Raw genomic sequence first — 23,214 nt, forward strand, 5'->3', positions numbered from 1 at the left:
TCGCCGATCGGTGCCGTCGCCCTGAACCCCGAGCGCGACTCGGTCGTGACCACGCACGAAAGCGTCAACGATAGTCAGACCATGGCTGCATGACTGAGGCGACAACTACCTTGACGCGCGCCGGAAGCCCGCGGCCACATCCGCTGGCGGCGCCCCGACTTCCAGAACCCGCAAGCCCACGCCGCCCCCGAACAAACCACCCTCGACACCGCCAGTGACTCCGACGAAACCCCCGCGTTGCCGATGGTCGCCACGAAACCCATCGCATGGCCAAAGGACACCGTCGAACAAGTCCGCGCCGTCGCCGACTTGCTCGCCACCAGCCCCGTGCCGCTCTCGCTGGATGAGATCGGTGCGCGGTTCACCGCACGCGGCGCGTGGAAGAAGCGCCTGCCGCAGTTGCTGGAGATGCTGGTCGCGCTGGGGCGGGCGGAGGTGCGGGAGGGCGGGTTGTTCGGGATGGGGCGGTGACGTTGCGGGATACATCACGAAATTTCTTTCGGGATATCAACGGAGTCGTAATCCAGGCGGCGTTGGACCTTCTTGAACCTTCTCGGTGGACGCAACCCGATAGCGTCACACCTTCTTGCAGCCGTGCACCAAAAATGGACTTGATAATGAAAATAGCCGCTATAGCCGTCTTGTCATGTTTAGTCGCATGCGGGCAACAAGATTCAATCTTGGGGCAAAACGTGGACGGGCAATCAGCAACGCCGGAGCCAAAAACCTCCCAGCGAAAAGCAAGCCCAGCGCGACAAGAGGCCGCTCACGAAGAAGCCACTCAGGAAGAAGCCATCCGAAGGATTCTGGAGAGAAACCTTCCTGACGTACCCGAGCGCGAAAGAGAAAAGGTTTACCGGAAGGAAGCCTTCACTGACCGCCCAACGCAACGGGGCGTTCAAATCATGAAAGAGATCGCACTTTTTGCGGCGCGTAACAAGGCTCCGAGTGGCTATGGATCCGAATACGACCGCCTCGACAAAGAAGCGAGTGTGAACTACACAAACAAGGCAATAGAAGCTTCAGAAACTCCTGTAGATATTCAAAACCACAAAGTCTTTGAAAATGAAGCAGAGCGCGAGGCCTATATTGAAAACCTCGTTCGTCGGCGTGAGATCACATATCAACAAAGGGAAGGCCGAACACTGACAAATCATGAAAAACAAGTCGTGCGCAGCTTTACCGAATCCCAGGTTAGCCGCAGGGAAGAAGACTTGAAGAAGTACCAGGAGGAAGCTGCGCAAAACGCGGCTCCTCGCGTTCTTCCCTATACGGATGCTGCAGGGCGGGCGGCATATGTAAAGAAAAAACAAGAGGAACGTCTGGAGAGATTTCAGGCGCTGTCGAGTGGTACACCTGTCAGTGCGGAACAAAAGCAATACCTCTTCAAGATAGCAGAGGCTGACGTACTAGTCGAAGAGGCGCAGGCCAGAAAATAACCCGATGCAAACCCGACAACATGCGTCTCGGAGTGATGACTTCAGACGGCACCCTTGGGCATGAAGTGCGTTAGCGGCACCCAATCACCCGGACGACCTGCATTGAAATCGCACGAATGTTCCTGGCACCTCTCAAACAAGATAAAAAATAATGTCGAAGCCATCCATTCTCATAAGAGCAATTCTCGTCATTGCGCCATTCTTTGTCGTATATCAACTGCCAAACATGATTTCAATTTACAACACTATTGAAATAGCGAAGACGATCGAAAACAACACGTATGTGCGCGCAACCGAGGCAAGCAGGACGCGCACGATAGCGGCGGAGCAGCAAGCATCCGATGCACCCTCGAGCCCTCCCCCCACGCACTCATCAAAAATACATTTCACGCCCCCTTCGCTATTGGTCGGGTTGCTCCTTTTTCCTTCGCTACTTGCCCTGGCCTTTCATTACATTGTCAGCGTCACCCAATGGCGCGGCTTCAACAATGTGGGAAAGTCAGCAATGCTGCTGCACCTCGTGGGGTTGGGAATCAACGTCTGGCCGTTCGTTGTCAATCAAGGCGACTGGAGGGATGCAATTATCCCATCGCTGATAGCATTGATCCTTTGCCCGATTTTGGCATTATGTGCGGCGATAATCATCGAGTCCAAAGGCCGGCCAAATCGAGCACGCCATCCATATTCACCAGGGATCGCGCCAGATTCAAATCAGTCGTCAGCCGCCCTGCCAGCCACGAGATCAGAAGACGCGTCCCCGACAACGACTGCGAGAAGTTCACCGCAAACAAGCTATAAACAAGGCAGCAGATTATGGCTAAATTACGCAATAGGTAGCGCATGGCTATTCTGGCTGTCCTATCGAGCTTTCACCCTGGAAAATAATCGCCAGTGCGAGATCTTCGGCTGGGATTCTCCTCGCAGCAGTCGATTTATCCTGGACTATATTGGCTCCATGCTTACGGGAATCTGCGAAGGCGGACATTCAAGTGCTTTAGGCGCATTCACGTTATTGCTTGCAGTGATCTTTCTAAGGGCCTCGATCAAAAAACGAAACAAGATATACGCCTGACAAGCATCACCCGGCTGCGAAGGACAAGGCTGCGGGCGGTGAATTCCGCATGCAGCCGAAACGTGGTCCGTCCTTCCTCTGGTCGACGACATGAAGAGTTGACTGCGACGCGACCCAGCCCCCACATGACACCGCCAATCTAATTCGAGCGCGCTATCGAGTAGCTGCTGTTCCTTGCTGGTCATGTCACGTTCGCGACAAGCGACTTCCCTGAAGCGCTCGCCCCCCCCCAAACCACCAGACACTCGCCTCCGCCGACTCGAGTCGTGCGCGCGGCGTGGGTCATCGGCACCGTGCTTGCTACCTCTCCGTTGCGGTATCGGCCTGCCAGGTCGCGTCTTCGAACATGCGCGGATACAACGCAACGGCATCACGCATCGATGCGACTGGCGAAGTGTCGTCCGGCTTGTCCCTGAGCGCGGCCGCACCGGTCAGCAAGGTCGCCAACAGGCCGTGCAGCGCGGCGTCCGGCGCGGCCGGCAGCTTGCAGTTGGCGATCATGTCATTGGCGGCAACCAGCACCTGTTGTGCAGCGGCCGTGGTCTGCGCGGCATCCAGATGCCGGTGCTCGGCATGTTCGAGCGCGCTTATCGCCTGGTGCATGCGGCGCATGCCGTCGCGCAGCGGCGCGTCGCTGGCCCATGGGGTGGCGGGCAGTGCGGCGGCGGCTGCATGCGCGGCGTGTGCGTGCGGCGTCGGTGCCGTGCGAGCGTCGACAGGGGCGACGCTGGCTTGGGCTGTGACGGGTGCCGCGGCTGCGGAGTGATTGGCAGGCGCGTGGCGCTCGCTGCATCCGGCGGCAGCCAGGGCGATACACAGCGCGAGCAGGGTCATCGGACGCGGGAAATGTCGGGTGGATATGGCCATGCGGGTCTCCGGCAGGCGCCCGGCATCGGGCGACGGTCCATGCTAATGGCGCATGAGGACGGCAGACCTGACACAGGTCAACGATGCGCGCGTGCGGCGTCATTGCCGGACAACCGATCTCCGCTCTGCCCAGCTTGCGCATGCCGCAGAATGCGCCGACATGTTCCAGGCAGGAGACGACGATGGCGAAGGTGACGGGGATCGGCGGGGTGTGCTTCAAGAGCACGGGGAAGGGCGCGGCGTTGGGCGCGTGGTATCGCGATCACCTGGGGTTGGAGTTGTCGGATTTCGGCGGGGCGGTACTGAAATGGCCGGACGACAAAGCGGATGACGGCGGGCTGACCGTCTGGTGCGTGGCCGACGCCGACAGCACCTGGTTCAGCCCCAGCCAGGCCTCGATGATGGTGAATTACCGCGTCGACGATCTGGATGAGTTGCTGGCGCAATTGCGCGCGGCCGATGTGGCGATCGTCAAGGGTCCCGAGTCGCACGAAAACGGCAATTTCGCCTGGATCATGGATCCCGAAGGCAACAAGGTGGAGCTGTGGCAGCCGATGGCATGGGCACCGAACAACAAGGGCGATTGAGCGGTATCACGCTTTTGTGGGAGGGGCTTCAGCCCCGATGCTCTTCGGTGAGTACTTCAGGCCCGACAGATCCAGGCATCGGGCTGAAGCCCCTGCCACAAAGCTGGCGCGCGAGTGGCTACTCCGGCCAGTCCAGCGACCCGGTCACCACCGCCACCGCGCGGCCCCCCGACCAGACATCGCCATCGGCATCGATGCTGAGTTCGATGATGGCGTCATGGCCGACCTCGCGGCCCTGGCTGACGCGATAGAACCCGCCTGGAAGATCCGGCAGTGCACCGCGCTCGGCCAGCCATGCGGCCAGTGTCGCGTTGGCCGCGCCGGAGGCGGCGTCCTCGAATTGCGTGGGCGCGCCGACGAAGGCGCGCACGGCGTAGTGATAAACCGGGTCGTCGCTGCGCGCGTAGACGAACAGGCCCATGCTCTCGGTGGCGCTGGCCAGTGCGATGATCGCCTCCCAGTTGGGGGTGGCGCTGCGCAATGCGGTTTCGCTGGCCAGTTCGGCCAGCCACCAGCGGCGGCCGCCGTCCATCAGCACCGGTGGCAGGCGGCCGAGTTCCAGCCCGGAGAGTGCATCGCGCAGGCGCGGATCGTCGGGCGTGGCGATCTCCTGCACGCGGGCACGCGGAGTGCGCACGGCGACGGTGCGCTCCGCGCCCTCACCGGTGACTTTCAGCGGCAACTTGCCGGCGATCCCGTCCTGCACGACGAACCCATCATGTGGTGCGATCAGTCCGGCATCGAGCAGCGCATGTGCGGTGCCCACGCTGGGATGGCCGGCGAACGGCACTTCGCGGCGCGGGCTGAAGATGCGGATGCGGTGGGTGGCGTCGTCGGACACGGCGGAAAACACGAAGGTGGTTTCCGGCAGCCGTGTCCATTTGGCGATCGCCTGCATCGCGGCATCGTCCAGGCCCTCGGCATCCAGCACCACGGCCAGCGGATTGCCGGCGCCGGGGCGCGAGGCGAACACATCGAGTTGCACGTAGCGACGGGGCATGGCGGCGTAGTCAAGCGGGGGCCGCGCAGCTTACCAATCCAGCGTGCCGGCGATGACCTGCTGCACCTGGCCGCCGATCCAGACCTCGCCGCCTTCGTCCACGCGTACATGCACGCGCCCGTCGCGGCCGAGTTCGCGCCCCTGGCTGGCGATGTAGCGGCCATCAATGCCGGGCAGACGGCCTTGCGCATGCAGCAGCGCGCCGACCAGCGCATTGGCGCTGCCGGTGACCGGGTCTTCCGGCACATTGACCGCATCGCCGGGGCAGAACGCGCGCACGGCCACGTGGTGATCGGTGTCCGCTTCCAGCGCGAAGAGTGCGACGCCGGTAGAGTGCGTCGCGTTGGTCCATGCGGCGATCGCGCCGAAGTCTGGCTTGAAGCCATGGAGCACGTCGGCCGATGCCGCTTCGATCATCCACCACGAGGGGCCGTTGTTCCAGAGTGCTGCGGCTTGTCCGGGTATCGCAATCGCTTCCATGCCGGCCAGTGGCGCGTGATCCTGCAGCAAGCGCGCACGCGGGCTGCGCACGGCGACGCGCGGGTGGGTGTGGTCGCCAGTGATCTCGACCGGCAGCAGGCCTGCCTCGCACTGCTGGACCAGCCTTCCGTCGCGCGGGGTGGCCAGGCCGTGCACCACCGCTGTCCACGCCGCGCCCACGCTGGGATGGCCGGCAAAAGGCAGTTCGCTGCCAGGGGTGAAGATGCGGATCCGGTAGTCGGCGCCGGCATCGGGCGGCAGGAAGAAGATCGTCTCCGACAGGTTCAGCCACGCTGCGAGCGACTGCATCGCCGCGGTGTCCATGTCGCCGGCATCGAACACCACGCCCAGCGGGTTGCCGGTGCCGACGCGCGCCGCGAAAACATCGAGTTGCAGATAACGACGTGGCATGGCGGACGCGGCTCACGGACAGGGGAGGCCGGCTAGAATGCACCACCTGTAGCGGCGCGCGATAAATCGCCCCTCGTGGTGAGATAAATCGGCACGTAGGCATTTTGCGCAGCACGCAATGAAATTGCGGGAGCCGCAATGGTACCGCGCTCAGTCCGTGCGACGCCGGCGTCGCATGATCCGGCCATGACCACCAACGCGACCTCCCGATCGCCGGCCTCAAAGCCGGCAACCCTGACCGCCAAGGCCTCGGCGATTCGCCGCCAGATCGATGCTGCGGACAAGACGGACACCGGCGGCAACTGGCGCCGCCGGGTGGCCAAGGCCCGGCTGCTGTACCGCCTGCGTGACCAAGAGGCCTCGATTCGTCGCCGGCGCCCACAGCCGCTCGACCTCGACTTCGATCTGCCGTTCTAGCCCGGCTACCGCACTCTCCGCGGCGCCTTGGGCAGCCCACGCTGCACCGAGACCCACCGCTCGATCCAGCGCTTGCCCTGCGCCCTGCTGCCAGCGGTGGCGGTGTGCGTCTTGTCCCGCCACATGATCAGCGTGGTCCAGCGCCCCTCGCACTCGCGCACCACGCCGATGCACCCGTAGTTCCAGTACAGGTGCGAGGCGTCGACGCCGTCCATCCATCTGCAGGACCGTTGGAGCATCCGGCATTGTCGCCACCGGCCTCTCCTCAGGTGAGACCGGCCTTGGCCAGCGAGGGACGCTCGAACGCCGGCTCCCAAGTGGCCAGCGCCTCGTCCTGAGGCACCCTGACGATCCGGCCTGCGGCCACGTCTGCCACCACGCTGGCCAGCAAGCGGATGCCCATTGGCCCGAGGTCACGCCGCCACAACTCGCCGGCATCGTCGCCGGCGCGGACATGGCACCACTCCTGCGCCGCGATCGGCCCGCCATCGGCGCGGTCGGTCATCCAGTAGACCGTGCCGCCCGCCACCTGGTCGCGCATGTGGATCGTCCAGCGCACCGCATCGCGACCGCGATGCCTGGGCAACAGGCTGGGGTGGTAGCCGATTGCGCCGTGGCGGGCGCGCTGACGAGCGCCGGCCGTGATGAAGCTGTGTGAATGGGCCGCCACAATCAATTCTGTGCCGGGTGGCACCCATGAGGCCGCCAGAACGCGCCCAGGATCGCCCACCGGAACACCGGCGGCCACCGCCGCGCGGTACAGCCGGTCGCCCGCCGGCGACGCAACAGAGGCCACGTCGTGGCCGTTGGCCAGCAACATCGCCAGCACCTCGGCACCCAGCCATTGCTGGCCGACCAGCATCACGCGCATGCCGCGCCCTCCCCGAGGTAGCGGAAGCCCTGCACGGCGCGGAAGTGTCCGCCGTAGCCGGCGCCGGTGAAGGCCATGCAGCCCTTTGCCGCCGACTTGGCCAGCGTCGCCTTGCTCTTCGCCCGGTTGTCGCCCACCAGGTTGCCGCTGACCTGCGTCCACCTCGGGTCGCGCCTGAGCGCCGCACACAGGCCGGGGTGGCTCGTGTGGAAGAGCGTCGGACCCTTAAGGCCATACCGGTTGCCACCCGTGCGCCAGCGCTCGCAGACAGCCTGCAGGAAGCGCAGGCCGATGCCCGCGCCCTGCCACTCGGGCATGACCACCAAGCGGCACGCACGCGCCTCCACGAAGCCTGGGCGCGTACCGACGGCTAGGTGCGCCACGCGCTGGCCAGCGACCGTTGCCACGTAGTACGTCGCGGCGATCATCGACGGCAACTTCAGATAGTGATGCGGCTCAAACGCCGGCCATTCATGCCGGTCGGTTTCCCAGAGGTCGAACGCGATCGGCGGGCGCCGCCGAAGACGCCTCCCGGCTTGCGCCCGCTCGAAGGTGCCGGTAGCCGTGTCGAAGATCCAGTCGGGTTCGATCCAGTCCAGCACGTCGTAGTGGCAACTGAGCAGCACCGCTTGGCCAGTACCCCGTCGCCATGCCTTGGCGAAGGCCATCGCGCCGATCTGGGCGATCTGTCGATCGACGACGCTGCTGAACTCGTCGACCACGGCGCGCTGCGGTCGTTCCGCGATCAGCCTGGCCAGGTCGGCGCGGAAGCGCTCGCCATTCGACAGCACGCCGTACGGACGCAACCAGGTGGGCACCGATCCAAGGCCCACCGCAGACAGTGCGGCCGGCACCACGTCGAAGGATTCGCCAGGTGCGATCGCGTCGACCACCGGCGCGTCCTTTGGCCAGCGCGGCTGCCACATGGCACGCGGCCCAAACACCTGGCGTCCGATGCTGGTCTTGCCGGATCCGGAAGGCCCGACGACGACGCCCACGCGCCAGTCGGGATCGTCGATGGCCAGCTCGGCCGAGAGGCGGAAGTTGGCGCCGCTTTCGCAGTTGAACAGCGACTTCACGCGGGCGGCGCGGTAGCTGTTGAAATCGCTGCAGGTGTGGTCGACCTCGATCTTCATACGGTCACCACACGCAGTTGCTTGAAGCCGGCTCGCTGCAGGCGGGCATAGGCACGTGCCTGCGCTTGCTCGTTGTCACAGATCACCACGATGCCGTACTGCTGGCGGTATTTGTAGCCGTTCCGCTCCGGCGCCTTCTTGGCCGCGCCTCGTTGCGCTGCCGCTGTTGCTTTGTTTGCCACGTTCTCAGCTCCTGCGATGGGTATCGCCGAGGATCGCTGCGCTCTCGGGAGCGGCAGGGCCTCGGCTAATTCCACGCGGAGTAGCGCGTGCGTTGCGGCGCCGTCACAGCACTTGCCGGTGCTGCGGCGGCGCCCTGTTTTAGCTGTCCGGGAATGGCTCGACCGGCGTGTAGTTGCCGACGTACCGGGCCACGCCAACGGTCAGGCGGAACTCATCGATCTTTCCATTCAACGGGTAGGCTGCGCCCGAACTCGGCGTACCACCCAGCCTGAGAACGGCGTTTCCGTTGTAGAAGGTCCCTGCGACCGCTTGTGTGCTGCCCTGCTGTACCCCGTCAACATAGAAGCGCAGGTTCGCGCCGTTGCGCTCGACAGTGAGCTTGTATTTTGTCGCGGTCGATGGCGTCCAGTTAACGAACACATTGGTCGACGCGCTTCCATTGGTGGAATAGGTGAAATAAAGCCGGTACGTTCCTGCACTGTTGAACAGGTAGAAAAAATACGACAGGTCTGAAGGCGTGAGGTACTTCGACACCAACGCCATCGCCCCGGACGCAGCGGGCAGAGAAGCAAACCGCACGTCGATCTCGATCGTGAAGTCGCCGGACCCAAGCTCGAAGTCAGCGTGATCCGGCGTAGAGAAGTGATCGGCGGTCCCATCCAGTAGGCCGGAGCCGGACCCGGTCAGTGGCGAGCTTGTACTGACCACGGCATCGGCGCCTGCCGTCCAGGTCTTGCCCTTAACGTCAACGGGAAAGATCGTGCCGTTGGCGTCGTCAAAGTGGATCAGCGAGCGCACGCTAGAGAAGTAAGGGTCGGTGGCGCCGCCGCTGTCATCGAGAAACAGGATCACGAGAGCGTCCTGGTGTACTTGATGGTGACCGTCATCTTCGAGCATGACGAATTGCTGGACACGGTCAGCACGATGTCATCGCCGGCCGAGAACACATTGGCGCTGGAGTGCGCTTGAGACTGCTCCGAAGAAGACACGCTGTTTGCCGTGCCCCCTAGCGCAGTGGTGTTGATCTTCGCTGTGAGCGTGCACGTGCCGCTTGCGCTCACCGTGGTGACTTCGGTGATAGTGCCTCCATGCGGCGCTTTCACCACGATGCGGTAGTCGCCGTTAGCCGGCGCCACGAACAGGCCTGAGATGCACTCGGTCGTCTGCGTGGTCGACGCGCCGACACCTATTGCGCCTTGCTCGATCGTGACGAGCATCGGGTCGTTGTCGGCGAAGCTTCCGCCGTTGACCAGAATCGTCGCGGTGAGCTTGGCGTAACCGCTGGCGTCGTTAACGCCGGTGATCAGCCAGATCTGCCAGATGTCCACGTCCTGCGGGTGCTGCAGATAGAGGAAGCCCCCGGCGGTGAGCGCAGGCCACAAGCCGGTGAGCGCCGCGCCATCGGTGGATTCGTCGTCCAGGAACAGCACGGTGGCGCTGCCCTGCGTCGCATGGTTCCAGCGCAGATTGCCAACGCCGGGGTCGGCATCGGTGGTGGCTGCTATGTCGGCAATGAACCTGACCCCGATCGAGAATCCGGGCGGCGCCAACCCCGCGATCGCGTCAGCGACAAACGCTTTCACCGCCTTCTGCGATGGCGCCACGTCGTCACTGTCGGCGGCGAGGGTATCGTCGGGGTCTAGCAGCATGCCGCCCAGCAGCGAGAGCGCCGCCTGCTTGCTGACGCCGCCCTGCTCAATCTCGATCAGGTCGGTGGGCCCCAGCGCCGTAGCGGTGACCGGAATTGCGCTAATGATGAGGTCGGCCATGATGCTTATCCTGTCGTTTTGCGGACATCGCCGCTGGTGGTGACGCGACGATCTGCAGTGGTGGTGATGCGTGTTTCCGGGGAGACCACTGCGCCACCAACCACCTGCCATTCCAGGAGGTAGTGCTCCCAGCTCTCCAGGCTGTCGCGCCAGCTGTAGACCTTGGCCTGCACCCAGCCGTCGGCCGGTGGGTTGAAGGTGCTGGTGGGCGGCACGGTGACGGTGTGCACGGTGGCCGCGCTCCACGCGTCACCCGGGTCGGCACGCCAGCGCCATTCGATCTTGGTCTCCTGGCCATCCTCGAGGCCCGTGTTCGCGGCGAAGTGATCGACCGGCACGTCGGCTTGCACAATCCGGTTGCGATTGGCCCAGGTCAGCGTGGGCATGTCAGTAGCTCCAATCCGCAAAGGCGACCGGCACCGGCGGCGACGCGTACAGGTCGAAGATGGCCTCGAACGGTGTGTACCCGGCCGGAAAATAAGTGCCAGCGGGCAAGCCCGGGACGGTGATCCACTCGTGCCAGTCGCTCCAGATGCCGTTGCGATTCTCGCGAATGAACACGATCACGGCGCTCGCAGGGACGTCGATGCCGAAGGACGCCTGGGCCAGCGGCGAGTTGCCCATGCCCGCCTCGCGGGTACCGAAGCCGACCGGCAGTGAGGCTTCACCGCCGCCGCCCCAGCTCCAGAACAGCTTGTGCTCGCGCGCGCCACCAAAGGCAGCGGTGACGTTGCGCCATCCGATCGAGTCGCCACCCTGGCCAAGCGGGCCGGTGTGGCCGGCCTTTGCAAGCCCCATGAGGTGCTGGCCGCTGCGGTCTTCGCTCGTGAACTGCACCCGCCACTGTCCGGACGCTTTGCCCGCGTCGGCCAGGATCACGCCGGCCTCGGTGCTGAAGGAAGAACCTGCCCGCGTCAGGGCATTGAGCCGCAACGCATCGGAGGTGATGTACGACGTGTTCGAGTTGATGTCCCACGCGACCGGCCGCGGTGATGGCAGCACGTTGGGAATGCCGTCGAAGCCCGACGTGGTCGGCACCAGCCAGCTCTCGTTGCCCAAGTTGCCGTGGATCACCGCGCCCTTGTTGGACGAGTACCAGCCCAGCCGATATTTGCAGCCAGGCGGCAACGCAAGGGCGCCGTACGTCACCACGGCGCCGCTCTCGTCCAGCACCTCGTAGGTTCCCGCATCGGCATCGAACTCCAGCGAACGGGTCAGGTCTCCGGCGTCGATCTGGATCTCGCGGTACGCCACCACGTCGCCCGGGCCGTAGATCGTGTGGTCCGTCATGCAGAAAACGCGGAACCAGGTGTGCCCCGCGGGACCGCTGCCGCTGACGGTGATTTCCTGCTTGCGTTGGCCAGTGTCGAACCCGGCGCGCGATAGCAGCCCGCCGTAGGCCCACACCTTCGCGCGGCTCCACGGCCGGCCAATGCTGTAGTCGTGCCCAAGACCATAGGCGAGGTCGCGCCACAGCCAGTCGTAGCCCGAAAACGTTGGCGCTGGGGCGATGGTCACGCTGCCGGTGAAGTGCCCGCCGTGCGGCTCCGCATCCGACAGCGTGGTCAAGACCCAAATGTCGGCATCGGCAGTGCCGGCCGTGGTCGGAACGCCGAACGCCATCAGCGCGGATGATCCGTTGACCTGGTTGTATGCGCCCACGCCAGGGCACACGGTGCCGATCACCTTGCCGAGCGACCCACCCTTGAACACACCGGTGTCGCGGCCGTCGCCGATGTGGAAATACGGCTCACCGACGAACCCACCAGGCAGGTCGCCCTGTTCCTGCCAGGTGTCGTAGTAGTCCGGGTCCGTCTTCGGGTCGCCGGTGTTCGGCGTGCTGCCGCCGGGCGGTGGCGGCGGGGTTCCTCCGCCGCCGCTGCCGCCGCCCGTGCCACCACCGCCGCCACCGCCGCCGCCACCGCCGCCGACTGTCGCGGTGCCGACTGCGAACACGGAGACGCCGTCGATCTTGAGATCGCCAGGCGCATATGGGCGATCGATTCGCTGGTTGCAGGTCACGTCCATCGAAGTCGCGCTGGCGATTGCCTGCTGCTGGCTGTAGCTGTTGCTGAGCAGCTTCACGTCGAGCGCTTCGCCGGCGATGTGCTGGGTGCGATCGAACGCGGCGGTGGACTGGTAGAAGAAGATCCGGCTGCCTGGCGCGTGCTCCGGCCTGGGAATCGTGTCGCCGCAGCCGCGGCCGAGGTCCAGCGTGTTGGCATCGAGGTCGATCGCGTCGACGCGCACCAGCTCGCCATCCCACCAGCCAACATCGCCGACCTGGACGCTGGCCATGCGGCTGGGATTGGTGAAGCCGATGCCCTCCTGCAGCCCAGGCAGTACCAGGCCCGCGGACGTGCAGCTCGGGCAGAACTGACCATCGCCCACGTCATCAAAGGCGCCGCCGTCCGGCGCCACCATCATGGTGAAGTCGCGCATGCGCCCAGGATCCACCGCCGCGCCCAGCACGTAACCCGCGTCCGCCGGCAGCGCGGCGAAGTCGGCCGCCGGCATGCTGGCCACCACGTCGATGTACGGCGCCTCGAAGGCGATCTGGTCCTCGATCGTCACCGGTGTGGTTGGCGGGCTGGTGTCCTCGCCCAGCTCGACCACGTACTCGGTGGTGGGCAGGCTGTAGATGTCCTGCGTGAGCTTGAGCTGGAAGGCGCCGGACTTCAGCGACCCGCTGGTGGGAATGTCGCCCACGATGCAGACCATGCTCGCAATGTCGCGCCTAGGCAGCTGCAGATCCACGTACTGGTTCTTGCGCAGGCGATATACGCCCGGATTGCAGTCGAGCTCGAACGTGCGCGTGGGCGTGATGCGTGCGAGCAGCTCGCGCGTCGCGATCTCGAGCGCGATGCGCCCGATCGGCACCTCCGGGTAGTCAAAGGTCTGGTGGATCTCGCCGAACTGGGCGATCAGCCCCATCGCCCGCACCGGCGGCGTGATGATGGTCTCCTTGCGCTCCGGGTCGAAGTATTTCACCGAAACACTGTTGACCACGTTGTCCAACGTGCTGCTGGTTTCTTTGAACTTGAGCACATGGTCATCGTTGATGACCTGCAGGGTTTCCGGGTCATAGACACCGTTGGCGATGTCCAGGTACCACTTGCCGTCGTCCAGGCTTTTGGTGAAGCTGCAGCCGGCCACCTTCTCGATGCGCTTGATGTACTCGCGCGGACTTTCGTCTTTGGAGTTGCGCGTGGTGCACAACCCGAAGCCGCGGCTGTAGAACCAGTCGGCCGCAATCGTCAGGTGGTCCAGATTCACGCTGCTGCGCGGCTGCCGGCCCGAGTGCTGTTGCGTATGCCGCTCCAGGATCATGTGGGCGGGGTTCTTGGCAAGCCGCCCATAGACCGCGGGTGTTCCGGGTTCGTAGGGCGCAATGCAAAAGATCGAGGCTGGATCGAATGCCGCTACATGATCGACCACGAACCAGGCGACGCGGTCGTCGGTGTAGAGAAGCTTCGTGCCTTCAGCGTCGGTGACCGCACAAACAAGCCGGCCATCCCGTGCGTCATAGCCGCAGCTACCCTGGTAATTCTGGCCGGTCTGAATCGGATAGCCCAGGTCGACCTTGACGAAGGATTCGCAGTTGTCCGTCGATCGCAGAATCGCACCGGTCAGACCCACGGTCCCACGCACGAAGGCCACCCATTCCTCGCCCACCAGATGCTTCAGCTCGGCCACGTAGCCCGGCTCGAGCGAGAGCGGCATCAATGCATCGGATTTGGTTTGGAAGCCGTCGTCGGAATAGTGGATGACCGGCAAGCCATCTTCCTCTCCGCAGATCGCAACACGGGACAGCTGCCCGCCGCCTCCATACATGTTTCCCGTTCCAGGAAGCGTCATCCCTTCCGAGAACGCCTCTCCGCCATCGGTGGAATAGAAGAACTGCCGCGAGCTGTTGCTGCTGAAACGGACTACATAATCTTCGTTGCCGAAGATCATGATCGTGGTGCCACTCTTTTCGGTGTAGCCAACCGTGACGTTGTCGCTGTAGCTATAACCCGCGATCCCGCGCGCAACAAACGCGCGGCCGTTGATCACGCAAACGACGGGGTTGAGGATGCCTGAGACTGCCCCCGCTGCCGGGCCAGTCACCCACGAGCCGGGTGTGGTCCAGGGCGCGTGCCGTGTGCTGCCGCCTGCGTTGATGGAGACCAGGCGCGTGCCGACCAGCACCGTCACGTCCGCGGTGTAAAACCCCGCCGCGAATGTCGTAGGGTCCGTCCAGTCGGCGCCGTCAGGCGACACGGCAAGCAGCGGCGCACCGCCCATCTTGAATGCCCAGCGATAAGTTCCCGCGCCGGGCGTGCCGGGTGAGAATTCGCCCTCGATCGGTACCGGGCATGTCTCCGGATACCAGGGATCGTCGTTGTCCCAGCCTTTGTTGTAGCGCTCGCCTCGGTAGCTGCACTTCTGCGCCCACGGGTTGTTGGCGCCCCAGATACCGCCTTCCCAGGCCGCGGTCATGAAGCCGCGATACGCGGCCGTGCGCGGGCCGAAGGTGGTCGTGCAGTACGCGTTGGGTAGCTGGCCAGCTTCGCCGAACATCAGCCGCAGGGTGCCTTGCACGCCGCCCTGGTCCTTGTCGCCGCCCCAGAGCTTCGGCGCGGACAGCGCCAGGGCGGTGTTGCCGGTGATGCGGCCCTTCCAGATGACCTTGTCCGCGCCGCGGAACTCGAGGAACGTGTCCCACGGACCCATGCCCAGCATGTGCAGCCAAGCCAGGCGATAGTTCCAGCCGGTGGTTTGCGAACTACCGCCCATTGCCTGCCGCCTCCGTGCGCGCGATGTCGAGCAGCTCCAGCGCGAAGTAGTCGCCGATGCGGAGCGCGTCTTCTCCGGCGTAGCCTTCCCGCGCGAATCGCATCAGGTCGATGTTGTGCAACGCTGCCCACCCGCGAAGACCAGGCGTGCACGTCTGCTTGCCACGGCCACGCAAGGCCCGCGCGTGGCGCATATGGATGCGGGGCTCGGTCACTTCTTGCCCCCGCTCTTGATCGGTTCCTTGCCCACGACCTTGTGCTGCAGCACGAACTCGCCTTCGCCTTCGATCCACACGTCGCCGTCGATCTCCAGCACGTGCGCGCCGTCCTCGACGTTGGGCGTTTCCTGCTGCTTGGCTTGCGGGGTCTCGGGCTTCGGCGTGAGCGCGTAGACCGCGATGGCGGCGACGATGGCGATGATCAGCTGCACCACCCACACGTAGGCCTTGACCGGCTCAGCGGGGTCTTGCGGTGCAAGCGCGCCGATGGTGCCGCGGATCATCTGGTCCAGCGCGAAAATCGACAGCAGCACTTGCACGCCAATACGCGCCCAGGTGCCTTCGTCGGAGTCCATCCACCAGTAACGCGCACGCCAGTACCAGACGTAGGCGCGGTGCCGCGCACGCGCGCGCAGGTTCAGCCCCATGACATCGACTCCCCGCCGTCGTAGGGGCTCTTGACCGGCTTGTAGACGCAGCCGCCGAAGTGGTTCTGCGGGTCATCACGACGCGCGGCGCAGGCGTCCCAGGTGCCGGGACATGTGGGCAGCGTGGCGACTTCCACTGCCGCGGCCAGGCCAAGGCCGCCGTAGAGCAGCGTGACGGCCGCGCCGTCGACCTTGGTGATGGTGCGGCGCTCGATGATCTCGATGTCGCCGTTGTGCGCGGTGATGGTGCGCGGCCAACGGAACTCGCCCTGCAGCAGCGGGAACTCCGGCGCGGCGAATTCCGGCACGGTCACGGTCAGGCCGTCGATTGCTGTGATGGTGCCCGGCACCTCGAAGTCCGCCGCAACCAGGTTGCAGCCGCGCAGGCCGGTGCTATACGGCACTTTCCAGCAGGCGCGCTGGTTGCGCGGGCCTTGCGCCTTCGCTTCGCCGATCGCGGTGCTGGGGATACAGGTCAGCTCCAGTTGCACGTCGGTGAACTCGGGCTGCGCCACGTACCCGCTCCAGCGCAGCTTCGGCGGGTCGCTGTCGCCGTACATCCACTCCAGGCACATCACCTGCACCGCATCGCTGGGAATGTAGGGGTGCCACAGGTCGCCGAAGTCTTGCGTGCTGGGAATGTCGGCCGGGCTGGCGTTCGGGTCGCGCAGGTAAGCGACACGGATCTTCAGCTTGTCCTTGGCCGGCTCATTGGTCTGGCGGATGTCGTCGCACTCGATCGCAGCCGCGCGGTAGGTCGCGCCGCCGGGCGGGTCCAGGTCGCGGTCCGCCTGGGCGAACCACCACACCGCGCCCTGCAGCTGGAAGCGGAACAGCCGCACCGGTCGGCCGCCGAAGCGGGACTTCTGCAGGGGGTCAAACATCCGGCACCACCGCCTGCCAGCCCAGCGTCGATCGAGCCGTGCCGTCCTGGTCCGTGATGTGCTCGATCTCCACGCTGTCGCTGGCCAGCGTGGCCAGGGCGAGGAAGCCGATCGAGCGGATCCGCTCCGGTGCGATCGCGCCATCGTCGAGCGAGGCGCTCAGGGTGAGGGTTTCGGTGTCGCCGGCTTCCACCGCGTTGGTGATGCGGCGATACAGCACCGCGCCGTCGTCCAGTCCGATGCGCAGATCCTTGCGGTTGTGCCGGTCCTTGCCGAACAAGGTATAGCCGGCCCACTCGATCGACATCGAGGTCGAGCCGCCGGTGATCGACGCCACCGGCTTGAGGTCGGCCGTGAAGCTGGGCAGCCACATCGGCACGCGGCGGCCGTCCAGGGTGTAGAGCAGCGAGCGGAACCAGGTGTGCTGGGCGCGATTGAACAGCTTCCAGTGCGTTGTCTGCATGCGCAGCGCCTGGTCGGCCAGGTCGTATTCGAACTTCCGCGTGCCGGTGTAGGCCACCGACTGCAGGAGCCGCTGGTAGTTGCTGGCGGGGTCTTCGGATTCGTCCGGCCACACGTCCAGCACCGGGTGCGTCAGGTACAGGGTCGGGTCGACCAGCGCCGGCCAGTCACATGGCTCGTCGATGTCGAACACCAGGCGGCGGCGGCTGGTGTCCAGCGACTTCATGCGTTCCTCGGCGCCCGGCTGCAGGCGCGCGCGACGCAGCGGGTACAGGCGGTCGCCGGGGCCGAAAGCCACCGTGGTGGCGCTGGCCAGCACCAGGTGATCGGCAGCGATGGTCTCAACTTCGAGCAGTTGCCAGCGGTTGACGCTGCTGTAGAGCAGCACGTTGCCGCCCTGGACGAAATCGAAGCCGGCGGTTGCGCAGGGCACCTCGTCCGCGCCGATCTCGATCGCGGCGGTGAGCCACTGCACGTCGCCCCAGATCGGCAACTGCCAGGAGCCGCGGTGGCCGGCCAGCAGCATGTCCAGCACGCGGCGTTCCTTGCCGGTGCTCAGCACCTCGAACGAGAGTTCCCGCGCCGGGCCGATGCGCACGCTGCGATGCTGGCTCACGGCGGTGGCGCTGGCGCGCATGACGTCGGTTTCCCACGCCAGGCTTTCCTGCACGGCCGACTGCCAACACGGCGTGACCGGCCAGATGCGCGGCCCGTTTTCCTCGAAGGCCATCAGCCAAGTCCCCACGCCATGCGGATGGCTTGGCCGTTCTCGATGACTTCCGCGACCATCTGCTTGCGCGCGGCCGGGCTCTTGGCCATCGCCGCGCCGAGCTGCTCGGCGTCCTGGTACAGGTACAGCGCCATGTCGTTGTTGAGGTTGACCGGCGAGGCGCTTGGCGTGCCAAAGCGCGCGCGCGGCTCGACCGCTTCGGTGATTGCGCCGCCATCGGCGTATGCGCCTACCTGCGCCCAGTCGTACAGCGCCGGCATGCCGCGCTCGTTGAAGTCATCCAGGAAGGCGCGCGCGCCGGGCTGGGTGGCCGAGGCCGCGCGGATCATGTGCTCGTCGACGGACGCCATGATCGGGATCGAGTCGCTGGTGCGGGTGCCCGGGCCGACGATGCGGCCGCCGGTGGCGTAGCCGGCGGGGCTGTAGTTCGCGCCGGCAAGGATCGATGCGATCTGCGCGCCCTGCGCGATGGCGGCGGCGATCAGCGGCAAGTTCTGCGGGAAGCCGGCCTCGCTGGCCTTGGCGATGTTGGTGGCCATCGACACAGCGGCCTGCGCGATCGCAAAGCCTTTGCTGATGGCGAACATGACGCGGTAGGCCTTTGACTGCTCGCCGGCGGCGCTGCGTGCGATCGAGGCCATCGAATCGAAGATCGATTGCGTGGCGTTGACCTGCATTTGGCGCTGGGCGGCCTGCATCGCGGCCAGTTCCTCGAAGTGCGCCGCTGTTGCTTGCTTCTCGAAGGTGTCCCAGTAAGCGGTCTGCGACGCGTTGGCTTCCCGCCCGGCCTTCGCGATCGCCAACTGCTGGTCATACCAGTCCTGCAGACGCTGGTTGTAGGCGTCGAACTGCGACTGATCGCCAAGCAAGCCGGTCAGATCGTCTTGCCCTTCGTATGGCGAGCGGAACTCGGGCGGCTTGGTGGCGGCTTGCTCGAAGATGCGCTTCAGCGCTGCGTCGTAACCGCCGGCGATCGGCAATCCCGCGGCCAGCGTCTCGTTCAGCACCTTGATCTTTGCGGTGATGTCTTCGACCGTGGCGTCGACCGGTGTTTGCAGCTCCTGTCGCAGCTGCTCGTATTGGCGCTTGGTCTTTTCCAGCTCCTGTTGGCGCTCGCGCTCGGCCTCTTTCTCCGCCTGCAGTGCGTCGAGGATCTTCGCCTTCTCGATCAGTTGTTGCTTGCTGGCAGCACTGGACTTCTGGAACGCACCATTCTCGATCTCGTAGCGGGTCTGCGCCTCGCGGCTGACCTGGCGTTCTCCATCTTCCAACTCGCCCAGCAGCGCAATCTGCTTCTCCAGATTTGCCAGCTCGCGATCCGCGGCCTCCTGATCCTGCTCAGCCTCGGTCTTGCCAGGCTTCCGGGTTCGGCCCTTCGGCGCTGCGCGGTCGGCGTACTTTGCGGCGATCGCCGCCTCGAGCTTTTCGCGCGATCCATCGGTGAGGCGGGAATCAGTGGGGTTTGCGGTCGCGATGGCCGTGTATTCGCGGGCCAGCTTGTTCAACTCGCGCTGCTTGGCCGCGCGCTTGTCCACGGTTTCCAGCTGGCGCTCGATCGACTCGCGCGCCTTGACGGCTTCGCCCTGCTGGCGCTGGTTGTCGGCGGCGGCCCTTGCGCTTTTCTTTTCGGCCTCTGCCTGCCGCTCCAGCAGCTTGATCTCGGCTTCATAGCGCGCCGGGTTGAACGGGAACCCACGGGCCGCAGCACGCGCCTGCGCATCCCCAAGCGCCTGCCGTGCGGCCTGCAGCTTGTATTCCGTATCGGTTCGGCCCAGGTCTTTCAGGCCATTCCAGATGCCGGCGATGGTGGTGCCCAGGGACTTCCACGTGCGCTCCAGGAAGCCAGCGCGCTCCTCGGCTTCGCGGACGCGCTGCTCGTGCACGCTGGCGAACGCCTCGACTGCCGCGCGCGCAGCGTCCTCGGCCCGGCCCTGTTCTTCCAGGGCACGCACGTGGTCGTAGACCTCCAGGGTGAGGAATCGGTATTGCTCGTTAAGTTTCAGCAGCGATGCGCTGGGCGCTTCGGCCAGCGAAATCACCTTCTCGGTGGTCGCCTCGATGCTCTCGCCGGTCAGCTTGGCCAAATTGACGGCGGCCTCTGCGGCGAGTTCCAGCGAATCGCCTGTGAGCTTGCCGGACTGCGCCAGTTGCAGCATCGCCGTATTGGCATCGCCGAACTCGCCCGTGGCTTCGCCCACGTCGTTGGCCAGGTCGCCCACTTGCCCGGCTGTCAGGCCGGCGCTGTTGCCGGTCGAGATCAGGCCGCGCTCGAACGCGCGCGACTCCTGGTAGCCCTGGAACATCGCCACGCCGATCGCGCCGAAGACCGCGGCGGCACCACCCACGGCAAGCACCGTCGGCGATAGCGCGCCCAGCAAGGCGCGCGATGCCGCCCCCACGCCGCCGAAGCTGTCCTTGAGCTGGCCGCCTTGCTGGATGGCGACCAGGTACGCGGGTTGCCCGCTGATCAGGCTGGTGACGATGTCCGTGATCTGCGCCGGCAACTGGCGCTGCGCTGCACGCAGTTCGCCTGCGGTGAGCGCGGCGCGCTTCTGGACATCGGCGGTCTTTTGCGTCGCCGTGGCAAGCGCGCCTTGCGCGGTTGCAGCGGCCTTGGCAGCGGTGCTGTTCTTGCCCGCAGCAGTGGATGCGGCATTCAGACCTTGCGCCGCGTTCTGTCCCGCGCCCTTGACGCCGTCGAGCGAAGTGTCCAGCGCATTGAGGTCCTTGACCGCACCATCGAGATCAGCCGCGATGCGGAGCGCGACGTCCAGGGTGCGGGTGGCCAAGGTCAATCCTCCAGTGCTTTGGCCTGCTTCTTGGCGGCCGAACCGCCCACAAAGGCGGCGTTGTTGTCGTGCAAGCGTCCTCGGCGCTTGCGTCGCTCACGGGCTTCTTCTTCGCGGTAGAACAGGTGCAGCTGGCGCTGGGTGTAGCGGCCGATGTCGTCCGGCGTTTTGCCGTAGCCGGCGGCGATCAGCGTGGCGTACACCCGAGCCCAGTTGACGGCCACTCGCTTGCCGGCGGCGGACCCAGCTCCGCCAGCCGCATTTCCTGGAACCGGCGGATAAAAAAAGGGCCGTTGACCGACCACCACGCGGCCATCAATGCCGCGCCTTCCACATCGTTGAGCGCGCCGACCCACTGCGCGTTCTTGACCTGGGCCTCGACGAACTGGTGCGCGTTGTCGGCATCGGCGGCGGGCGTGATCGCCCAGGCAATCAGCCATTGCAGGGTCAGGCCGTGCTCGATGAAGGTGGCCTGCACCACATGCGCCGGCGGCGGGCCGCCGTTGCCCTGGCCGAACACCGCGTACATCGCTTGCAAGAATTCCTTGCAAGCGCTTTGCACGCGCATACCCTCGACCCAGCCGTACTCCCGAACGGTGACCGTGCGGTCCTTGATCGTGATGACGCCGTTCGGGTGCAGCACCGCCAGCTCGCTGGCAGCCGCCGCCTGCCGCGGTTTCGCGGCAGGCGACTTCGGGTTGTTGCGCTTGCGGGGCTGCTGCGGCATCGGATCAGCCTTCCTGGATCAGGATCAACCGACCGAACGGCCCGAACTTCGGGTCGATCTGGCGCACCGGGTCCATCTTGGCGATGAAGCTGAGCGCCAGGTCGCCGAAGCTCGCCTGGATGTAGCCGAAGTTCTCGGCCGGATTCATCGTCAGGTTGTAGAGCTCGCCGCGGCACTTGGTGCTGGTGCCGTCCACGGTGTTCAGGCCCGCAAACAGGATGTAGTAGTCCTGGTTGTCGCTGGTGAACGCGGTCACCAGGCTCTGCGCGGCGTAGTCGTAGTCGGCAGTGACACCGGTCTTGGTGGTCAGGAAGGTGACCACACCGAGCGTTTCGTCCACCGTGTAGTCGGTGTCCTCGATCAAGGCCACGGCGGCGCCGGTCTCCATCGCGAGGTCGCTGACCGCGGCATACGCCAGCGGCCACACATCGCCGGCGGCCACATCGCCGATCGGTTCGCCGGTGACGCTGCCGGACACCACCTCCACGCGCTCGCCGTCCAGCGCCAGGGCGGCGTTGTCGGTGCAGAGCTGGCCCAGCGTCAGGTTGCCGGTCATGCCCTTCTTGGTGTTCATGGTGGCGGCGACCGTGCGCTGGCCGCTCCAGCTTTCCTGCTTCTCCTCGCGTTCAACCTTCTGCGCGGTTTCCAGCAGGCTGGAGTCGAACACCCAGCGCGCCAGGCCACGGCTGCCGTTGGGATTGCGCGGGCCGATGAAGACGCGGCCCTGCATTGAGAAATATTCGGCGCGATCCATGATCAGGCGTCCTTCTTGGTCTTGGCCGTGGTGGCCGCGGTGGCGTCAGCGGCGATGAATTCCCGCTTCTGCAGGAACTCCCGCTGCCTGGCGGTGACCTCGATCTCGTCGCCCTGCTTGCGCTCGCGACCGTCGTGGGTGTGGCCGTCCTTGAGCAGCGTCACCTTGGTGCGCTGCGCGGTGGTCGGCTCGGCGTTCTGTTCCTTGCTCACGGGGTGATCTCCGGTGTGATGAAGTGGTGGGTGAGATAGCGGTCGGCCCACACGGCGACGCCCGCGCTGTAGTCCTCCAGGTCGCCGCCTTCGAGCTGCAGCTGCGCGCCTGCGCCGGGCGGTGTCCAGCCCAGCAGGTGGTTGCGAACGGCACCGACCTGGTCGCGCAGCTCGTCGCGCAGCTCGTCGCTTTCCAGCCCGCGGTGGTTGCGGAACGCCAGCACCACGCCGATGCCGACGAACATCTGCTGCGACAACTTGTGCTGCTGGCCCGGCATGCTCACGCCGGTCTTGGTCTGCATCCCGCGCTCGGTGGCCAACATCACGTAGGCGCAGGGCACGGGGAAATCGTTGATGCTCTTGAGCTGCGCATATGCGCCGCGGCCTTCCACCTGGCGCAGCCCGCCGGTCTTGATCGCGCGCTCGCGCAGCCTGGTAATCACCGGGCCAACGTCGAAGGGCTTGGCGCTCACAGCCCGAAGTCCTTGAGCGTGTCGGTGGTGAACACGCGCGCGGGGCCACAGTGCTGCGGCATGCCGCTGCTCGGCGCGGGCAGCGGGTCATCCGCGCCCAGGCTGAACTCGCCATCGCGCAGCATCGCCAGGAAGCGCAGCGCCTCCTTGTAGTCGCGCACCACCGGGTCGGTGGCTTCCTGCGTGTTGACGCGGTCCTTGTGCAGCAGGTAGCGCGCGATCCAGCGGCACCAGGTCACCACGATGCCGGGCACCGGGCTGAGCGGCACGGTGTACGGCGTGGGCTTGCGCATGACCAGGTAACCGTCGATCAGTTCGCTGGCCGCCTGCAGGGCGTTGTTGACCACCACCAGCGCCGCTTCGGCCGCTTCGATCTCGTCCGCGTCCATGCCCACCGTGCTGGTGCCGCGCAGGACCGCATCCATCGCCTCATCCGAGGGGATGGGCATGCGTTCCGGCGTGGCCGCCTGCGCCAGCTCACGGGTGAGCTTGGCGTCGGCGAGAAGGGTGGGCGTGCAGTACATGGT

27 protein-coding genes are annotated in these 23,214 nt (G+C 65.5%); 5 read left to right on the forward strand and 22 right to left on the reverse strand.

Translation table 11 applies throughout. The features are described from left to right. The first annotated feature begins 237 nt into the window (after positions 1-237). The 3 genes from ACE3T8_RS04190 (at position 238) to ACE3T8_RS04200 (ending at position 2,511) form a co-directional block, all read left to right on the forward strand. The gene (locus ACE3T8_RS04190) at positions 238-471 is read left to right on the forward strand and encodes a hypothetical protein (protein ID WP_374607071.1); all 234 of its coding nucleotides are present in this window, start codon (positions 238-240) and stop codon (positions 469-471) included. A 146-nt stretch (positions 472-617) separates the two neighbouring features. Further along, complete coding sequence (locus ACE3T8_RS04195; protein WP_374607072.1) at positions 618-1,439, forward strand: hypothetical protein; 822 nt, start codon at positions 618-620, stop codon at positions 1,437-1,439. Positions 1,440-1,590: 151 nt separating this feature from the next. Then, the gene (locus ACE3T8_RS04200; RefSeq protein WP_374607074.1) at positions 1,591-2,511 is read left to right on the forward strand and encodes a hypothetical protein; all 921 of its coding nucleotides are present in this window, start codon (positions 1,591-1,593) and stop codon (positions 2,509-2,511) included. Positions 2,512-2,811: 300 nt separating this feature from the next. Here the strand turns inward: ACE3T8_RS04200 and ACE3T8_RS04205 are convergent, their stop codons facing one another. Continuing rightward, complete coding sequence (locus ACE3T8_RS04205) at positions 2,812-3,378, reverse strand: DnrO protein (RefSeq protein ID WP_374607075.1); 567 nt, start codon at positions 3,376-3,378, stop codon at positions 2,812-2,814. An 83-nt stretch (positions 3,379-3,461) separates the two neighbouring features. Between ACE3T8_RS04205 and ACE3T8_RS04210 the strand changes: the two genes are divergently transcribed. Beyond that, the gene (locus ACE3T8_RS04210; RefSeq protein WP_374607077.1) at positions 3,462-3,965 is read left to right on the forward strand and encodes a VOC family protein; all 504 of its coding nucleotides are present in this window, start codon (positions 3,462-3,464) and stop codon (positions 3,963-3,965) included. Between the two features lie 118 nt (positions 3,966-4,083). Here the strand turns inward: ACE3T8_RS04210 and ACE3T8_RS04215 are convergent, their stop codons facing one another. Next, on the reverse strand, positions 4,084-4,965 hold the full coding sequence (locus ACE3T8_RS04215; protein WP_374607079.1) for a PhzF family phenazine biosynthesis protein: 882 nt from the start codon (positions 4,963-4,965) through the stop codon (positions 4,084-4,086). Positions 4,966-4,995: 30 nt separating this feature from the next. Next, positions 4,996-5,856, reverse strand: a complete 861-nt coding sequence (locus tag ACE3T8_RS04220; RefSeq protein ID WP_374607081.1) for a PhzF family phenazine biosynthesis protein — start codon at positions 5,854-5,856, stop codon at positions 4,996-4,998. A 186-nt stretch (positions 5,857-6,042) separates the two neighbouring features. Here ACE3T8_RS04220 and ACE3T8_RS04225 point away from each other — a divergent pair, with 186 nt between their 5' ends. After that, complete coding sequence (locus tag ACE3T8_RS04225) at positions 6,043-6,273, forward strand: hypothetical protein (RefSeq protein ID WP_374607083.1); 231 nt, start codon at positions 6,043-6,045, stop codon at positions 6,271-6,273. A gap of 5 nt (positions 6,274-6,278) precedes the next feature. Here ACE3T8_RS04225 and ACE3T8_RS04230 read toward each other — a convergent pair whose 3' ends face one another. From ACE3T8_RS04230 to ACE3T8_RS04320, 19 genes are all read right to left on the reverse strand, one after another. After that, complete coding sequence (locus ACE3T8_RS04230) at positions 6,279-6,512, reverse strand: hypothetical protein (RefSeq protein WP_374607085.1); 234 nt, start codon at positions 6,510-6,512, stop codon at positions 6,279-6,281. A gap of 26 nt (positions 6,513-6,538) precedes the next feature. Then, positions 6,539-7,144: a formyltransferase family protein gene (locus tag ACE3T8_RS04235; RefSeq protein ID WP_374607087.1), complete on the reverse strand. Its 606-nt coding sequence runs from the start codon at positions 7,142-7,144 to the stop codon at positions 6,539-6,541. Next, complete coding sequence (locus ACE3T8_RS04240; RefSeq protein ID WP_374607088.1) at positions 7,135-8,280, reverse strand: hypothetical protein; 1,146 nt, start codon at positions 8,278-8,280, stop codon at positions 7,135-7,137. The genes ACE3T8_RS04235 and ACE3T8_RS04240 overlap by 10 nt, the downstream gene beginning before the upstream one ends. After that, entirely contained in the window at positions 8,277-8,462 is a 186-nt protein-coding gene (locus ACE3T8_RS04245) for a hypothetical protein (protein WP_374607090.1), read from the reverse strand. The genes ACE3T8_RS04240 and ACE3T8_RS04245 overlap by 4 nt, the downstream gene beginning before the upstream one ends. A 139-nt stretch (positions 8,463-8,601) precedes the next feature. Then, entirely contained in the window at positions 8,602-9,360 is a 759-nt protein-coding gene (locus tag ACE3T8_RS04250; RefSeq protein WP_374607092.1) for a LamG domain-containing protein, read from the reverse strand. Beyond that, positions 9,312-10,232 (reverse strand): hypothetical protein, encoded by a 921-nt coding sequence (locus ACE3T8_RS04255; protein ID WP_374607094.1) that lies wholly within the window; start codon positions 10,230-10,232, stop codon positions 9,312-9,314. Before ACE3T8_RS04255 ends, ACE3T8_RS04250 begins: the two co-directional genes overlap by 49 nt. Positions 10,233-10,237: 5 nt before the next feature. Then, entirely contained in the window at positions 10,238-10,618 is a 381-nt protein-coding gene (locus ACE3T8_RS04260) for a hypothetical protein (RefSeq protein ID WP_374607096.1), read from the reverse strand. Position 10,619: 1 nt separating this feature from the next. Further along, positions 10,620-15,011: a hypothetical protein gene (locus ACE3T8_RS04265; RefSeq protein ID WP_374607098.1), complete on the reverse strand. Its 4,392-nt coding sequence runs from the start codon at positions 15,009-15,011 to the stop codon at positions 10,620-10,622. After that, the gene (locus tag ACE3T8_RS04270) at positions 15,001-15,225 is read right to left on the reverse strand and encodes a hypothetical protein (RefSeq protein ID WP_374607100.1); all 225 of its coding nucleotides are present in this window, start codon (positions 15,223-15,225) and stop codon (positions 15,001-15,003) included. Before ACE3T8_RS04270 ends, ACE3T8_RS04265 begins: the two co-directional genes overlap by 11 nt. Then, entirely contained in the window at positions 15,222-15,656 is a 435-nt protein-coding gene (locus ACE3T8_RS04275; protein ID WP_374607101.1) for a hypothetical protein, read from the reverse strand. Before ACE3T8_RS04275 ends, ACE3T8_RS04270 begins: the two co-directional genes overlap by 4 nt. After that, a complete protein-coding gene (locus ACE3T8_RS04280; RefSeq protein ID WP_374607102.1) occupies positions 15,647-16,540 on the reverse strand; it encodes a hypothetical protein in 894 nt (297 codons plus the stop codon). The genes ACE3T8_RS04275 and ACE3T8_RS04280 overlap by 10 nt, the downstream gene beginning before the upstream one ends. Further along, complete coding sequence (locus ACE3T8_RS04285; RefSeq protein ID WP_374607104.1) at positions 16,533-17,732, reverse strand: hypothetical protein; 1,200 nt, start codon at positions 17,730-17,732, stop codon at positions 16,533-16,535. The genes ACE3T8_RS04280 and ACE3T8_RS04285 overlap by 8 nt, the downstream gene beginning before the upstream one ends. Further along, positions 17,732-20,521 (reverse strand): phage tail length tape measure family protein, encoded by a 2,790-nt coding sequence (locus tag ACE3T8_RS04290; RefSeq protein ID WP_374607105.1) that lies wholly within the window; start codon positions 20,519-20,521, stop codon positions 17,732-17,734. Before ACE3T8_RS04290 ends, ACE3T8_RS04285 begins: the two co-directional genes overlap by 1 nt. Positions 20,522-20,523: 2 nt before the next feature. Then, entirely contained in the window at positions 20,524-20,724 is a 201-nt protein-coding gene (locus ACE3T8_RS04295; protein WP_374607106.1) for a hypothetical protein, read from the reverse strand. Beyond that, entirely contained in the window at positions 20,709-21,248 is a 540-nt protein-coding gene (locus ACE3T8_RS04300) for a DUF6631 family protein (RefSeq protein ID WP_374607107.1), read from the reverse strand. Before ACE3T8_RS04300 ends, ACE3T8_RS04295 begins: the two co-directional genes overlap by 16 nt. A 4-nt stretch (positions 21,249-21,252) precedes the next feature. Further along, positions 21,253-22,002, reverse strand: coding sequence for a hypothetical protein (locus ACE3T8_RS04305; RefSeq protein WP_374607109.1), 750 nt, complete (start codon positions 22,000-22,002; stop codon positions 21,253-21,255). A gap of 2 nt (positions 22,003-22,004) precedes the next feature. Next, a complete protein-coding gene (locus ACE3T8_RS04310) occupies positions 22,005-22,214 on the reverse strand; it encodes a hypothetical protein (RefSeq protein ID WP_374607111.1) in 210 nt (69 codons plus the stop codon). Beyond that, positions 22,211-22,687 carry a hypothetical protein gene (locus ACE3T8_RS04315; protein ID WP_374607113.1) on the reverse strand — a complete coding sequence of 159 codons (477 nt, stop codon included), beginning with the start codon at positions 22,685-22,687 and terminating at the stop codon, positions 22,211-22,213. The genes ACE3T8_RS04310 and ACE3T8_RS04315 overlap by 4 nt, the downstream gene beginning before the upstream one ends. After that, on the reverse strand, positions 22,684-23,211 hold the full coding sequence (locus tag ACE3T8_RS04320) for a gp436 family protein (protein WP_374607114.1): 528 nt from the start codon (positions 23,209-23,211) through the stop codon (positions 22,684-22,686). The genes ACE3T8_RS04315 and ACE3T8_RS04320 overlap by 4 nt, the downstream gene beginning before the upstream one ends. Positions 23,212-23,214 lie beyond the last annotated feature (3 nt).

Source organism: Thermomonas sp., assembly GCF_041919455.1.
Taxonomy (GTDB): Bacteria; Pseudomonadota; Gammaproteobacteria; order Xanthomonadales; family Xanthomonadaceae; genus Thermomonas.